Origin of the sequence: Nitrosomonas nitrosa, assembly GCF_003051105.1 — a bacterium.
Lineage (GTDB): Bacteria > Pseudomonadota > Gammaproteobacteria > Burkholderiales > Nitrosomonadaceae > Nitrosomonas > Nitrosomonas nitrosa.
In genome coordinates this window covers 43,357-56,652 of record NZ_QAOO01000007.1, presented here as the reverse complement: position 1 = coordinate 56,652, position 13,296 = coordinate 43,357, and the positions used below count along the sequence as shown (strand labels likewise).

Annotated in this window: 17 protein-coding genes; 8 read left to right on the top strand and 9 right to left on the bottom strand. The window is 51.1% G+C overall.

All coding sequences use genetic code 11. The annotated features are described in order from the left end of the window. Positions 1 to 135 precede the first annotated feature (135 nt). Positions 136 to 882, bottom strand: a complete 747-nt coding sequence (locus C8R30_RS05170; protein WP_090667564.1) for a 4-aminobenzoate synthase — start codon at positions 880 to 882, stop codon at positions 136 to 138. Positions 883 to 975: 93 nt separating this feature from the next. Continuing rightward, the gene (locus tag C8R30_RS05165) at positions 976 to 1,713 is read right to left on the bottom strand and encodes an RNA methyltransferase (RefSeq protein WP_090667561.1); all 738 of its coding nucleotides are present in this window, start codon (positions 1,711 to 1,713) and stop codon (positions 976 to 978) included. 50 nt (positions 1,714 to 1,763) lie between these two features. On the opposite strand from C8R30_RS05165, the gene C8R30_RS05160 reads away from it, so the two are divergent. After that, positions 1,764 to 2,579, top strand: a complete 816-nt coding sequence (locus tag C8R30_RS05160) for an inositol monophosphatase family protein (protein ID WP_090667558.1) — start codon at positions 1,764 to 1,766, stop codon at positions 2,577 to 2,579. Positions 2,580 to 3,266: 687 nt separating this feature from the next. Here C8R30_RS05160 and scpB read toward each other — a convergent pair. The 6 genes from scpB to C8R30_RS05130 form a co-directional block, all read right to left on the bottom strand. Continuing rightward, positions 3,267 to 3,905, bottom strand: coding sequence for an SMC-Scp complex subunit ScpB (gene scpB, locus C8R30_RS05155; protein WP_107789700.1), 639 nt, complete (start codon positions 3,903 to 3,905; stop codon positions 3,267 to 3,269). Then, entirely contained in the window at positions 3,871 to 4,689 is an 819-nt protein-coding gene (locus C8R30_RS05150) for a segregation and condensation protein A (protein WP_090667548.1), read from the bottom strand. The genes scpB and C8R30_RS05150 overlap by 35 nt, the downstream gene beginning before the upstream one ends. Before the next feature lie 117 nt (positions 4,690 to 4,806). Then, positions 4,807 to 6,009, bottom strand: a complete 1,203-nt coding sequence (locus C8R30_RS05145) for a tryptophan--tRNA ligase (protein ID WP_107789699.1) — start codon at positions 6,007 to 6,009, stop codon at positions 4,807 to 4,809. Positions 6,010 to 6,074: 65 nt separating this feature from the next. Further along, a complete protein-coding gene (locus tag C8R30_RS05140; RefSeq protein WP_107783799.1) occupies positions 6,075 to 6,740 on the bottom strand; it encodes a site-2 protease family protein in 666 nt (221 codons plus the stop codon). Next, on the bottom strand, positions 6,733 to 7,365 hold the full coding sequence (locus tag C8R30_RS05135; RefSeq protein WP_107789698.1) for an L-threonylcarbamoyladenylate synthase: 633 nt from the start codon (positions 7,363 to 7,365) through the stop codon (positions 6,733 to 6,735). The genes C8R30_RS05140 and C8R30_RS05135 overlap by 8 nt, the downstream gene beginning before the upstream one ends. 84 nt (positions 7,366 to 7,449) lie before the next feature. Further along, on the bottom strand, positions 7,450 to 8,301 hold the full coding sequence (locus C8R30_RS05130; protein WP_090667536.1) for a 3',5'-nucleoside bisphosphate phosphatase: 852 nt from the start codon (positions 8,299 to 8,301) through the stop codon (positions 7,450 to 7,452). Between the two features lie 237 nt (positions 8,302 to 8,538). On the opposite strand from C8R30_RS05130, the gene C8R30_RS05125 reads away from it, so the two are divergent. Beyond that, a complete protein-coding gene (locus tag C8R30_RS05125) occupies positions 8,539 to 9,777 on the top strand; it encodes an NnrS family protein (RefSeq protein ID WP_107789697.1) in 1,239 nt (412 codons plus the stop codon). A 24-nt stretch (positions 9,778 to 9,801) separates the two neighbouring features. On the opposite strand, the gene C8R30_RS05120 is transcribed toward C8R30_RS05125, so the two are convergent. Then, the gene (locus C8R30_RS05120) at positions 9,802 to 10,323 is read right to left on the bottom strand and encodes an HPP family protein (protein WP_258191941.1); all 522 of its coding nucleotides are present in this window, start codon (positions 10,321 to 10,323) and stop codon (positions 9,802 to 9,804) included. A gap of 75 nt (positions 10,324 to 10,398) precedes the next feature. Here C8R30_RS05120 and C8R30_RS05115 point away from each other — a divergent pair, with 75 nt between their 5' ends. The 6 genes from C8R30_RS05115 to C8R30_RS05095 all read left to right on the top strand — a co-directional run bounded on the left by C8R30_RS05115 (position 10,399) and on the right by C8R30_RS05095 (position 13,232). Beyond that, positions 10,399 to 10,842, top strand: coding sequence for a GNAT family N-acetyltransferase (locus tag C8R30_RS05115; RefSeq protein ID WP_107789696.1), 444 nt, complete (start codon positions 10,399 to 10,401; stop codon positions 10,840 to 10,842). 240 nt (positions 10,843 to 11,082) lie between these two features. Then, positions 11,083 to 11,562, top strand: coding sequence for a phosphate-starvation-inducible PsiE family protein (locus C8R30_RS05110; protein ID WP_090667527.1), 480 nt, complete (start codon positions 11,083 to 11,085; stop codon positions 11,560 to 11,562). A 56-nt stretch (positions 11,563 to 11,618) separates the two neighbouring features. Then, complete coding sequence (locus C8R30_RS16385; protein ID WP_258191940.1) at positions 11,619 to 11,741, top strand: hypothetical protein; 123 nt, start codon at positions 11,619 to 11,621, stop codon at positions 11,739 to 11,741. Continuing rightward, positions 11,738 to 12,238 carry a phosphate-starvation-inducible PsiE family protein gene (locus C8R30_RS05105; RefSeq protein ID WP_177182300.1) on the top strand — a complete coding sequence of 167 codons (501 nt, stop codon included), beginning with the start codon at positions 11,738 to 11,740 and terminating at the stop codon, positions 12,236 to 12,238. Before C8R30_RS16385 ends, C8R30_RS05105 begins: the two co-directional genes overlap by 4 nt. Before the next feature lie 25 nt (positions 12,239 to 12,263). Further along, the gene (locus tag C8R30_RS05100; RefSeq protein WP_090667525.1) at positions 12,264 to 12,725 is read left to right on the top strand and encodes a lysozyme inhibitor LprI family protein; all 462 of its coding nucleotides are present in this window, start codon (positions 12,264 to 12,266) and stop codon (positions 12,723 to 12,725) included. Positions 12,726 to 12,749: 24 nt separating this feature from the next. Continuing rightward, the gene (locus C8R30_RS05095) at positions 12,750 to 13,232 is read left to right on the top strand and encodes a lysozyme (protein ID WP_219908821.1); all 483 of its coding nucleotides are present in this window, start codon (positions 12,750 to 12,752) and stop codon (positions 13,230 to 13,232) included. Positions 13,233 to 13,296: the final 64 nt, after the last annotated feature.

Here is a 13,296-nt window from a genome sequence, read left to right as displayed (position 1 = left end):
CGCTTAATTTGTGATGGGTTCAGAGGAAAAATTCGGTGATGTGGCCTAGGGTGGAAGCTTGGGCGCAAAGGAATGGGGGACAAATGGAAAAGAGAAAGGGTGGACAAGCGAACTTATCCACCCGAAAGCGTGAGATTAGTGCAGTGTGACCGCAGCAGCTTCTTTGTCACAAATCAGATTGGCGCAATAAGTTTCATGGATGCCATCCAGGAATTTCCATAATGCATCGCATGCGCGCTGTGTTGCCGTTAACACTTCAGCCTGTTTTTCTGGGGTATCGGCAAAGCGCTCGATGATGGCCCATTCCGCTTGAGAATGATAAATGTCAGCTTTTTGATGAACCGAGAAGAATTCATAATCTTTCGGGTTATCCATGCCATAGAAACGGGCGAGGCCATCGATTTTGACAGCGGCAATATCGGGGACTTGAGACTCGAAAGCATGCAACGCCGCCAATCCCGCGTAAAAGGGCTGATTCAGGCAGATATCGCGGAAGGTGGATACCAGATTTTCTGTTTCAGGCAGTGCGGGCGCATTGGCTAGGCTTTTGTCGTCTGCACCCAAGGCAAAAGCAAACGCTTTCCATAAAGCCGGGTGATTGCCATCGCCGTGCTCTTCGTCGATCAGGTTCTTGAGTACTTCCTGACGCACGCTGATATCACCACTATTGGTTTCTGAATGAAGGTGCGGGGTATTGAAATGTACCGCACTTAAATAGGTAGGTTCTGCCAATACATTGTAGAAGTATTGTTCCGCGTAGTGGCGCAATTGATCCTTGGTCAGTTTGCCCTCGGTCCAGGCCATATAAAAGGGATGTTTCAATAAATGTTTGTCGCTAATGATGGCGTTGACTTTGTGTTTAAAAAGTGCGTTTGTTGTCATGGTCGTTCCTTTATGTAAAAACGATGTGGATGAAGAGTTATCATGCGCAATCATCGCTAAATAACTCGATCAAGTCAATCCAAAAGGAGCAACTTACTTCGATCGATGCTTTTCCAAAGCGCTGATGATGCCGCGCAGGATATTCACTTCCTCTTTTTCCAACTGTGCGCGGGCAAACAAGCGGCGTATTCGCTGCATGAGCCGCTTGGGCTGAGCAGGATCGAGAAAGCCGCTGTGGATCATGGCCTGTTCCAGGTGACTGTAAAACAGTTCGATCTCCTGAAAGCTGGCGAGCCGATAGACGGATTGCTGAGAAGCGGCAGGCATTGTTACAGTTGACGCCATGCGCAGCTCATAGGCCATAAGTTGCACGGCGGCTGCGAGGTTGAGCGAAGCGTAATCTGGATTGGCTGGGATATGCACCGTAATCTGGCATTTGCCGATTTCGGGCGTGGTCAAACCTGAGCTTTCCCTGCCAAAAACCAATGCGACAGGCGCATGCCGGGCATGATGGAACAGCTCCCCGGCGGCTTCCCGTGCAGCCAATGTCCGATGCGCAAGATCACGTGGTCGGGCAGTCAGCGCTGCCGCAAGCACGCAATCCTGCAGCGCCTCTTCGAGGCAGCCCACCACCCTGGCCTGCTCGAGAATGTCGCGTGCATTACTGGCACGCACATCGGCTTCATTGCTCGGAAACGATTTGGGGTTGACCAGGTAGAGGACGCTCAATCCCATCGTTTTCATGGCGCGCGCAGTTGCGCCGATATTGCCGGCGTGGCTGGTGTGGCTCAATACGATACGGACATTATCGAGCGGAGAGGGGCGATTCATATTAAAATTACGCCTTTTGTTTAATTATTTATCTTTCTTGGGCTTATAAAATGCATCCCATGCTTACAATCGCGGTCAAAGCCGCGCGCCGTGCTGGCAGCATCATCAATCAAGCTTCTCGAAATCTCGATATCCTCAACGTTTCGCGCAAATCGCACAGCGATTTTGTCAGTGAAGTCGATGGAGCGGCAGAAGAAGCCATCATCAAGGTATTGCTGGACGCTTATCCTCATCATTCGATTCTAGCAGAAGAGAGCGGCAATCGCGGAGACCCGAAAAAATCAGAATATCAATGGATTATCGATCCGTTGGATGGCACCACTAATTTTCTGCATGGCTTTCCGAAATATTCGGTATCCATCGCGTTATTGCATCGGGGCGTTCTGTCGCAGGCAGTGGTGTACGATCCGGTCAATAATGAGTTATTTACCGCCAGCCGGGGGCGGGGCGCCTATCTCAACGATCAGCGCATCCGCGTCAGCAAACGCGCACAAATGGCCGATTCGCTGATCGGCACCGGCATTCCGTTCCGTGATCTTTCCTTCCTGGAGCCGTATCTGGCCATGTTCAAGGATATCATCCCCAAAGTTGCCGGAATTCGCCGGCCAGGGTCTGCCGCGCTCGACCTCGCCTATGTCGCGGCCGGACGTTATGACGGTTTTTGGGAAATTGGCTTGTCTCCCTGGGACATCGCCGCTGGCTGCCTGCTCATTCTCGAGGCAGGCGGCATGATCAGCGATCTAGAGGGCAACGAAAACTACCTGAAAAGCGGACAGATCGTCGCTGGCAACCCCAAGATTTTCGTGCAGTTACTGCAAACGCTCGCTCCTCACTTGACTCCGCAGTTGATCGCGGCTAACCGGTAATCGGGAGAAGAAGCACGGGCACGTTGCGTGATGAATAAACAACAGCTCTCCGAACGCGATATCTGCAGTTAATTCACCACACTTGCCTTGCAGCAGGCTGGGTGGAATAGCGCTAACCAAATCCGCGAAGAATGCCTGCTGACCAAAGAACGTATTGTCCAGATCTTTAACCTAGATTCAGTTGGTTGCTAATTCTGGCGCTAATATTATGAATATTCTAGCTTTGCAACAATTTTCGCCTTCACCTTTCGGGTTGTCAACGCTACGCTGCGGATTGCGCGATTTTATAGACGCATGACTGCGTTGCAACTCCTTGGAATAGAGTGACTATTCCGCGTCGTTGCGCCTTGCCCTGCACTCCTAAAACCGCACACTCCGCCCCGTCCAACCGAGGAATCTAGGTTAAAATTTTTACCCCCATGCTTATTCTTGGCAGGGAGAGAGATCAGCATCACATTTTCGCATGAATGGGTTGATCATGTGTCGAACAAGGGCGATTACAAAAATTACGCCTGCACGATACCGGTTACTCCTCCCCCTCCCCATCCCGAACAAGATCGCACTGTCTCCTAAGTTGGCCAGTTAATGGCATTTGCGATACATTGGAAAACCAGGTTGACGCAGCATCGGGCAAGTAAACCGCTATGCTCAACGCGCTCATGGCGCAGCTTTGAAGGTGGGCGGTGGCTACGTTTGCTCGTCTTCTGTCGTATCCTCTGACGCGGGCTCAGATGGTGGTGGCTGATCCTGGGATTCGGTCAGAGCTACCAGTTCATCCAAAGGGGGCAGTTGTTCGAGTGATTGCAAGTTAAGGTCATCGAGGAATCGTTCGGTGGTAGCGTAGAGGGTGGGACGACCGGGAACATTGCGTTGACCGACGGAATCGATCCAGCCGCGCGCTTCCAGGGTTTTCAGGATATTGCTAGAGACGGCGACACCGCGGATTTCTTCGATATCGCCGCGTGTCACGGGTTGGCGGTAGGCGATGATCGCCAATGTTTCCAGCACGGCACGCGAGTAGCGCGGCGGTTTTTGCGGGCTGAGCCGGTCGAGGAATACCTGCATTTCCGGTTTGCTGCGAAAGCGCCAGCCACCGGCGACTTGGACCAATTCGATGCCGCTATCTTGCCATTTGGTGCGCAGGGTATCGAGCGCAGCTTGCAATTGTTTATTGCTGATTTCACCTTCGAACAGCTTTTTCAGTTCCGACAGCGCGAGCGGTTCCGGCGCGGTCAGCAACGCCGTTTCCAGAATGCGGACGATGTCGTACTCGCTGAAAGCAAGGCGGGTTTCAGACGGCAGCAGTGGGTTGGGCTGATTTGACATAAATTACTGCAAAATTATCCGGTTGGTCGATCGTGACGAGCATTTCCTTGGCCAGTTCCAGCAGGGCGAGAAAATAGGCGACGACTTCGGTCACGCTGACCGTCGGACTGAACAATTCATCGAAACGGACTGCTTTGCCGCTCTGAAGCTGACGCAGGATCTGGCTCATGCAGGCGCGTACCGAAATCGCTTCATGCCCGATCTGATGGTGGCGATTGACCTTGGCACGTTCGATCAACGCCAACCAAGCGAGACGCAAGTCGTCTATATTGACCTGAGGCAACGGCTGTGCGGCGATATGATCGATCCAAACTTCCACCAACGCGAAATCCCGCTGCGCTTGTGGCAAGACATCGAGACGCAAAGCAGCCTTTTTCATTTGCTCGTATTCCAACAGGCGGCGCACCAGCTCCGCGCGCGGATCGGTTTCCACTTCTTCCTCGGTCACGGGGCGGGGCAGCAGGGTGCGTGATTTGATCTCGATCAGCAGCGCAGTCATCAGTAGATATTCGGCAGCCAGTTCGAATTGATCGGCGCGCATCATCTCGACGTAGGTCATGTACTGCTGGGTGAGTTGCGCCATCGGGATATCGAGGATATCGAGATTGTGCTTGCGGATCAGATAGAGCAGCAGGTCGAGCGGGCCTTCGAAAGTTTCGAGGAAAACTTCGAGTGCTTCCGGTGGAATATAGAGATCGCGCGGAATTTCCAGCAGAGGTTGGCCGCAAATCCTGGCAATGGGCTGGTTTTCGGTCTGCGGCAGGGCTTCATCCAGCGTGTTCATAATGAGAAACTACCCACTTTCCCGTTTGCGGGCATTAAAAACAAAAGAACGCGCAATATCTGAAAAAACAGGTGCGACGGAGCACATGTCATGCGGTTGCCTTTGCCTAGATTTTTGTCAGGGATAGTTTAATCCCATGACTTCCCGAACATCGCGCATGGTTTCTTCCGCCAGCTTGCAGGCTTTCTCGCAGCCGTCGGCGACGATATTTCTGACCAGTGCCGGATCTTCTTCGTACATCTTGGCACGTTCGCAGATAGGGGCTTGTTCTGCCAGAATGGCATCGATGACAGGTTGCTTGCATTCCAAACAGCCTATGCCTGCACTTTTGCAGCCTTGCTGTACCCAGTTCCTGACTTCGTCGTTCGAGTATACGGTATGGAAAGACCAGACCGGACATTTGGCCGGATCGCCCGGATCGGTACGGCGTATGCGTGCCGGATCGGTCGGCATGGTGCGGATTTTTTTGACGATGCTGTCGGCATCTTCGCGCAGACTGATGGTATTGTTGTAGGATTTGGACATTTTCTGGCCGTCCAATCCGGGCATTCTCGATGCCTGGGTGAGCAGGGTTTCAGGTTCCGACAGAATGACTCTGCCGCCGCCTTCCAGGTAGCCAAATAGCCGCTCCCGGTCGCCCATGCTGAGATTTTGCTGTTCATCGAGCAGCGAGCGGGCTTCTTCGAGTGCGCCTTCATCGCCCTGCTCTTGGTAGCGGTTGCGCAATTCGCGGTACAGCCTGGATTTCTTCGAGCCGAGCTTTTTGATCGCCAGCTCCGCCTTTTCTTCAAATCCCGGTTCTTTGCCAAAAATATGATTGAAGCGGCGTGAGATTTCACGGGTGAATTCGAGGTGCGGTGCTTGATCCTCGCCGACCGGAACGAGATTGGCGCGGTAGATGAGAATATCTGCGCTTTGCAGCAGCGGATAACCGAGAAAACCATAAGTGCTCAGATCTTTCTCACTCAATTTTTCCTGTTGATCTTTGTAGGTAGGCACGCGTTCCAACCAGCCAAGCGGCGTGATCATCGACAGCAACAAATAAAGCTCGGCATGTGCAGGTACTTTCGACTGGATGAACAGCGTTGCCTGAGCCGGATCGACGCCGGCAGCCAACCAGTCGATGATCATGTCCCAAGTGTGTTGTTCGATCAGTTCGGGCGAATCGTAATGTGTAGTGAGGGCGTGCCAGTCTGCGACGAAAAACAAGCATTTATACTGTTGTTGCAAGGTTATCCAGTTTTTCAGCACACCATGGTAATGGCCTAAATGCAGACTACCCGTCGGGCGCATGCCCGATAAAACGCGATCAGCAAACATGCTACAAGTCCTAGATTATGGAATGAGTTGAAGATTCAATAATGTTCATTATTTGTGATGTAGGGTCAGACATAGAGGCCAAAGATCCAGGCGATGAGTTGTTTCAGCATAATGATCGCCGGCCAGACAATCGCACCCAATACCCCTGTTATCAGCAATAACAATAAAATCATAAACCCGTAAGGCTCGATTTTCGAAAATTGATAGGCGAGCCGATGGGGCAGTAAGCTCACAGCCATGCGCCCCCCATCGAGCGGAGGAAGTGGCAATAGATTCAGCACCATCAGAATGAGGTTGATTTCAATGCCAGCCATGCCCATCAGGATCATTGGCTTGGCGTAGACACTTTCCGGGAATATCAGCCCCAGCTTGATGATCAACGCCCAGCAGCAGGCCATGAACAGATTTGCGCCGGGACCGGCGGCAGCAACCCACAGCATATCCCGTTTGGGGTGGCGCAATTGATTGAAATTGACGGGCACCGGTTTGGCCCAGCCAAACAGAAAGCCGGCACCCATCGTCAGTTTGCTGATGACAAATAGGGTTAGCGGGACGATGATGGTGCCTATCGGGTCGATATGTTTGATCGGATTGAGCGTGATGCGTCCTGCCATGTAGGCCGTCATATCGCCATAATGTTTGGCAACGTAGCCATGCGCCGCTTCGTGTAAAGTGATGGCAAAAATAACGGGTAGTGCGTAAATCGAAATGCCGAGTATGATACTATCCATGCGCGATTCCAAAAGGTGCGAGATCACCTTTGCCTGCGCGGATCAATACGGGTGTCTCGCCAGTCAGATCGATCACCGAAGTCATGTCGATCCCGCATGGGCCAGCATCGATGATGAGTTCGACCTGGTGTTCCAGCCGTTCGCGGATTTCCTCCGCGTCGTTCAGTGGCAGCTCATCCCCGGGGAGGATCAAAGTAGAGCTTAATAAGGGGGCATCCAGCTCCGCTAGCAATGCTAGCGCTACAGGGTGTTCCGGCACGCGTAAACCGATGGTATGGCGTTTAGGGTGCTGAAAGCGGCGCGGAACCTCGCGGCTGGCTTGCAATATGAAGGTATAACTGCCGGGGGTGCAGGCTTTGAGCAGACGGTATTGGGAGTTATCTACCTTGGCATAGTTCGAAATTTCGGCCAGATCACGGCATACCAATGTGAAATGATGCTGTTCATCGACTTGTCGTATGGTGCGGATGCGCTCCATTGCGTCTTTGTTGCCGAGGAGACAACCCAGCGCATAGCAGGAGTCGGTCGGATAGACCACCACGCCGCCGTCATGCAGAATCGAGACAGCTTGTTTTAGCAACCGAGCTTGAGGGTTTTGTGGATGGATAGAAAAAAATTGTGCCATGATTAATTAGGATCCAGGTTGGATTATTGATATTTTACCGTATTGAAAGGTAAGTTGAGCGTTATTGCGCTGCAACCACCTCTATCATGATAAAGCCAGCTCGATTTTCCAATCACGCCAGACAGGCGTACATCCAGCCGGGAGAGGGGGTAGCTGACCGAGATCGAAATAACTTTCACCAGGCCCGTGATAATCCGAACCGCATGAAGCGAGTAAATTCAGCCGTTGCGCATGGTGTGCGAACAGATTGATTTGGTCTGGCGTGTGACTGGGTGAAATGACCTCGAGGCCTACGCCGCCAAGCTCGCAAAATTCATTTAACAGTGCTTCCAATACATTTTTACCGAGTTGGTAGCGTGCAGGATGTGCGATGATCGCCTGCCCTCCACTGCCACGTATCCAGCCGATCGCCTCAGCCAGCGTGGTCCATTGATGCGGCGCATAGCCAGGTTTACCTTTGATGAGGTATTTCTTGAACACTGACCGCACATCCTTGGCATGGCCTTTCGCAACGAGAAAGCGTGCAAAATGGGTACGTCCGATCAATCGCCCGTCCCCGGCGAACGCGTAAGCGCCTTCGAAGCTGCCGGTAATGCCGAAACGATCCAATTGTGCTGCGATATTGCGCGCCCGTTCCACGCGCCCGGCTCGTATTGATGCGAGGCCTTGTTGCAGCGGCGGATATTCCGGGTCGATGCCCAGGCCGAGTATATGCAGCGTTCTTCCTCGCCAAGTTACAGAGATTTCCACACCGTTGATAAGTGTGATATTTTTTTCACGCGCAGCAATACGCGCCTCAACCAATCCCGTTACATCATCATGGTCGGTCAGTGCCAGTACCTCGACGCCACGCAACGCTGCGTGTTCTATGAGCCGAGACGGAGTCAAAAGGCCATCTGAAATGGTAGAGTGGCAATGCAAATCGATATTGAGCATTGATAATGGACATTAAAATAGGTGGTTAAACGAACAATATCTACATCATAACAAATATATAGCTTGATAAAAACGATAAGCGAAAAAGGCTGATATCACCGCAAGGTTAATCAGCCTACCATAACAATAAAGTAGCTGCCGAGAATGATCGGGTGAGAGTATCGCTTAGCATTGCGATCAAGCATCCCTGTCGATCGATGGGCAGCTCTATAATCAACCGCGCTAAAAGGAAAAACTATGAATACACAAGCAACTGTTTGGCATCACTTATCTGCTGCGCCTCATCGCAGCCTGTTCTTGGTTGGCGCGCTGCAAGGCGTGCTGACTTTGCTATGGTGGGTATTCGATTTGATAGGTCGTTATGGCATCGTGGGCAGCATGTCAGTCTGGAGCATGGCGCCTATTTGGGCGCATGCGTTCCTGATGGTCTACGGGTTTTTTCCCTTTTTTATTTTTGGTTTTTTGTTTACTACCTTTCCAAATTGGATGAATGGGGAAAAGATCAAGCCCCGTCAGTTTTTGGCTACTTGTTTGTTCATGGCGGGAGGGGTAATGCTGTTTTATGCGGGTTTGTTTGCCGGGAAAAATATTTTGCTGGGGGGGATAGTATTGATGCTGACAGGATGGGGCATCGCGATCCTTGCATTATTGCGCGTATTGCTGAGTACCCAAGCAGAGGATAAACGCCATGCGCGCGTTGCCAGCGTCGCATTTATATTTGGGTGGTTGGGCATGGCTGCCTATCTCGTTTGGTTATTGACCGACCAATGGGTTTTTCTGGATTTTTCACGGCAGGCGGGAATCTGGTTTTTTCTGCTACCCATCTTGCTGACGGTTTCACATCGCATGATCCCCTTTTTCTCGAGCCGGGTGCTGGAGAATTATGTCATGGTCAGGCCTTATGCATTGCTTTGGCTGATGCTTGCTTGCTCGGCTGGGCATGGTTTACTGCAACTTATGGGGATGCCGCAGTACACCTGGTGGGTCGATTTTCCTTTGGCGGGCTGTGCGCTTTATTTATCATGGGCATGGGGGTTTTTACGTAGTTTCAGCGTGAGTCTGTTGGCTGTGCTGCACATTTCATTTGCCTGGCTGAGCGTATCGATGCTGTTGTTCGCTACCCAGAGCTTGATAACGTGGTTAAGCGACGGGGAGCGCATGTGGTTGGGCCTGGCACCACTGCATGCCTTGGCCATTGGCTATTTCGCCAGCATGGTATTGGGCATGGCTTCCCGCGTGACGATCGGGCATTCTGGTCGTCCGCTGGTGCTGGATCATTTTACCTGGCAGCTATTCCTGGGATTTCAGGCCGCTACTTTATTCAGAATTTTGCCGGATATCATTCCGGCCATTGCTACGCTCGCACCGGTACTGTACGTATTGGCAGGGACGGTATGGTTTATATGTTTTACGCTCTGGGCGGCGCGTTTCGCGCCTATCTATTGGCGCCCAAGGGTGGATGGCAAGCCGGGGTGATCGTGGCCATCAAGGCATAATGGTCTACTTGTCCTGCCAACCACCCCAAAATGTATGCGGAGGGGAACGTTCCAGCCAGGCAACCGGATAGTGGCAGAGGTCCGGGTAGATACGGCTCCAGAAATAGGCCACGACCGCAAGCGAGGTAACGCCAATCAAGACGGGTTGCCATAATGCCGACCAGCTTGCATGCGCATAGATCATGAGCATGGGGTTAGCGCCTGCGGGAGGGTGAACGGTTTTGGTCAGTAGCATGAAACATAGCGTGATGACTTGAGCGAGCGCATAAACCCATAAAGCATCGCCAAATGCTTGATAGCAGGCGATGCCGATGAATGCTCCACCGACATGGCCACCGAATAGTGCACGGGGCTGCGCCGCGGGTGCTCGCGTGAGTCCAAAGAGAAAAACGGTGGTGCCACCCAGGGAGGCAAGCAGGAAAGGGGTAAGGGGTGGCCCGACCAGGATGAGGGCAAGCATGATGCCGGCCGTTGCGCCTACGACGCACCAGAGCAAACGTATCGCGGGATGACGATGTATAGGCATGATGATTCGAACGTCAAGTTAAGTCATTGTGTGATTTTAACAAACCGAAATTAATTTTTTGCAAAGAGCGGATTTATGAAGTGGCAGCAAGGCGATTTTACTGTGACCGATAACCGTGAAGACCTCGACATTGAAGTAATTCATGGCTTTTTGTGCAGAGAATCTTACTGGGCAGAACATATTCCCAGGGCGACCGTTGAGAAGGCAATGGCGCATTCATTGTGTTTTGGGCTTTATCATGCGGGCAAACAGATCGGTTTTGCCCGTGCAGTTTCGGATCACGCGACATTCGCGTATCTCGCCGATGTATTTGTCTTATCCGATTACAGGGGACGTGGTCTCGGCAAATGGCTGGTTTCATGCATCCTGATTCATCCCGAATTACAGGGGTTACGCCGCTGGATGTTGGCCACGTTGGATGCGCACGGTCTGTATGAGCAAAATGGTTTTGTGCCATTGCGGCATCCGGAATGGTTCTTGGAAATTCATTATCCCGACATATATTGTCGCAAGGAATGATCGTCCTGGAAACCGTAACCGGCTGCGGGCTGACCTACCCCGTTGCATAATCTTACCGGTTGATCGATTTTTCTGTTGCGACGGGTGGATGAAATCGGTCGGGAGGCACATCGTGTCTTGCATCAGGCCTACAGGGGAGCAGGCCGGCTTGATCGCGCGCGCCACATAACTCCCTCGCTTACTCCATGCTATCCGCTCCAAGGATGATCCAGATGAAATGAAGGAGTGAATTGAGCAAAGATGAAAGAAATCCTGTCAAGATGGCGTGTGGTCATAGACCAATGGTCTACACAGACGTTCTATCAACGCTTCGAAAGTATCGTTGCACTCGTTCTTACACTGTTGATTACGCTGGTGATCATTGTCGCGTTGTTTCGTTTACTCGTGGGCGTGGTAGGGGGGTTGGTATTTGGTGCATTGAATCCGTTGGAATACACGGTTTTTCAAACAGTTTTTGGCGAAATCATGACGTTATTGATCGCACTAGAATTCAATCATACACTGCAGTACGTGGTGAACCGTCAGCAAAGCATCATTCAAACCAAGGTTGTTTTGCTGATTGCCTTATTGGCGCTCGCGCGCAAACTGATCATTCTTGATCTCAAAACAACACCACCCGAGGTATTGTTTGGTTTGGCGGGGGTGACTCTCGCGGTTGGCGTGACCTATTGGTTGATGCGTGAACGGGATGATCGTGTCGAGCAGGAGCGGGACGGATGATTAGCTGAAACATCTGCTGCTGAAAATGAGTGGTTGCGAATTCTTAGCGATTTATCATGCGTGATGAACCGTTTCGTGGCTTGCGTCCTTGGTTAATTGAATCTATGCTGTCTATCTTCAACGATTTGGCGCTATTGAGTCAGATCACCCCTGTCATGGCTGGGAGCCACAACCTATGAGTAAAGAGGATGAGCATAGTCCACTCTTTTTAAGGCGCAGAGAGGAAGATCGCCGGACGCTGTTGCATGAGGAGCTGCCAAAAGAGCATGAAGATCCGATGATTAGGGTCTTACATATCATCATACGGGGCGCGGTCAGGGTGTTGGCAATATTGATGGTGATCATTATCGTATTGTCCATTATTGATGTAATCCATGTGTTATACCAACGTATAATCACGCCCCCTTATTTCTTGTTAAATATTGGCGATATATTGGAGACATTTGGTGCATTCCTTATTGTTCTGATCGCCATTGAGATTTTTATCAATATCCGGCTTTACCTGGGCGCGCCTGTTCTTCCTGTGCAACTCGTGATCGCGACCGCACTCATGGCGATAGCACGGAAGGTGATTGTTCTGGACTATGACAAGGTGACGCCAGACTATATTTATGCAACCGCCGCAGTAGTAGTGGGATTAGGGATAACGTATTGGCTCATAACGAAGAAAACATGAGGTATTGCCTTTTCAGGAGCAAGCGATGTGGCGATCAGTATCATTAAGAAAAATAGCGGGTTCGATGTTGGTTGTTGCGTTTATGCTTCCCTTTTCAGTAGAGGGTGCAGATCCCACAAGTTGTAATGGAGAGGTTTCAGTGCAAGTGGATCTCAACCAGTGTGCAGCAGATCGGTTGCAGCAGGCGGATGATGAACTGAATCGTATTTACCAAGCCATTCTCAAGCAATACAGCGAGGATCGGGTATTTCTCGAAAAGTTTCGCAAAACACAACGTGCTTGGTTACTATTCCGTGATGCCGAATTAGAAGCAAAATTTCCTGAAAACGACAAGCAATCTTACTATGGATCGGTTTATCCCATGTGTGCAGCTCGGTTTTTGGCACAACGCACGCAAGAGAGAATCAAACAGCTGCAGGAATGGCTCGAAGGAGCGGAAGAGGGCGATCTTTGCGCAGGATCCTTGCGCATCCAATCAACGCAATAATAGCCAAGGTTAAGGAGACGAGCGATGCCTATGCAGGTAGGACGATCAGGAAAAAATTTGTTCAAGGAGTGGGAAGGGCTGAAAACGCACGTGTATCTTGACTCAGGCGGTCAGCCTACAATAGGTATCGGCCACTTGCTGACACGTTCGGAGCGCACATCGGGGAAAATCATGATCCAGGGGCAAGTAGTCAACTATCAAAATGGGCTGACCGAGCAGCAATGCTGGGATTTGCTGGATCAGGATTTGGACGTAGCTGAAAAGGTTGTCAACGAAAAGGTGAAAGTCCCACTTAATCAAAATCAGTTCGATGCCTTGGTTTCGTTCGTTTTTAACGTGGGAACGAGTGCGTTCAGTAGCAGTACGTTACTCAAGCTCCTGAATCAAGGACAATATGATCAGGTACCCACGCAGTTGAGACGATGGGTAAGAGATAGCGGAAAAATCGTACAAGGTTTGGTCAACCGGCGCGAAAAGGAAATTGTGCTCTGGAATACGCCGGCATGAGGAAGTGTACGATTTGAGGTAATGAATGCTATTGTCAAACCTAGAAGCTTCGTTAGATCAAACA

Coding starts and splice junctions, on each gene's coding strand:
- C8R30_RS05170 (WP_090667564.1), bottom strand. CDS start 882: ATGACAACAAACGCACTTTTTAAACACAAAGTCAACGCCATCATTAGC.
- C8R30_RS05165 (WP_090667561.1), bottom strand. CDS start 1,713: ATGAATCGCCCCTCTCCGCTCGATAATGTCCGTATCGTATTGAGCCAC.
- C8R30_RS05160 (WP_090667558.1), top strand. CDS start 1,764: ATGCATCCCATGCTTACAATCGCGGTCAAAGCCGCGCGCCGTGCTGGC.
- scpB (WP_107789700.1), bottom strand. CDS start 3,905: ATGTCAAATCAGCCCAACCCACTGCTGCCGTCTGAAACCCGCCTTGCT.
- C8R30_RS05150 (WP_090667548.1), bottom strand. CDS start 4,689: ATGAACACGCTGGATGAAGCCCTGCCGCAGACCGAAAACCAGCCCATT.
- C8R30_RS05145 (WP_107789699.1), bottom strand. CDS start 6,009: ATGTTTGCTGATCGCGTTTTATCGGGCATGCGCCCGACGGGTAGTCTG.
- C8R30_RS05140 (WP_107783799.1), bottom strand. CDS start 6,740: ATGGATAGTATCATACTCGGCATTTCGATTTACGCACTACCCGTTATT.
- C8R30_RS05135 (WP_107789698.1), bottom strand. CDS start 7,365: ATGGCACAATTTTTTTCTATCCATCCACAAAACCCTCAAGCTCGGTTG.
- C8R30_RS05130 (WP_090667536.1), bottom strand. CDS start 8,301: ATGCTCAATATCGATTTGCATTGCCACTCTACCATTTCAGATGGCCTT.
- C8R30_RS05125 (WP_107789697.1), top strand. CDS start 8,539: ATGAATACACAAGCAACTGTTTGGCATCACTTATCTGCTGCGCCTCAT.
- C8R30_RS05120 (WP_258191941.1), bottom strand. CDS start 10,323: ATGCCTATACATCGTCATCCCGCGATACGTTTGCTCTGGTGCGTCGTA.
- C8R30_RS05115 (WP_107789696.1), top strand. CDS start 10,399: ATGAAGTGGCAGCAAGGCGATTTTACTGTGACCGATAACCGTGAAGAC.
- C8R30_RS05110 (WP_090667527.1), top strand. CDS start 11,083: ATGAAAGAAATCCTGTCAAGATGGCGTGTGGTCATAGACCAATGGTCT.
- C8R30_RS16385 (WP_258191940.1), top strand. CDS start 11,619: ATGCGTGATGAACCGTTTCGTGGCTTGCGTCCTTGGTTAATTGAATCT.
- C8R30_RS05105 (WP_177182300.1), top strand. CDS start 11,738: ATGAGTAAAGAGGATGAGCATAGTCCACTCTTTTTAAGGCGCAGAGAG.
- C8R30_RS05100 (WP_090667525.1), top strand. CDS start 12,264: ATGTGGCGATCAGTATCATTAAGAAAAATAGCGGGTTCGATGTTGGTT.
- C8R30_RS05095 (WP_219908821.1), top strand. CDS start 12,750: ATGCCTATGCAGGTAGGACGATCAGGAAAAAATTTGTTCAAGGAGTGG.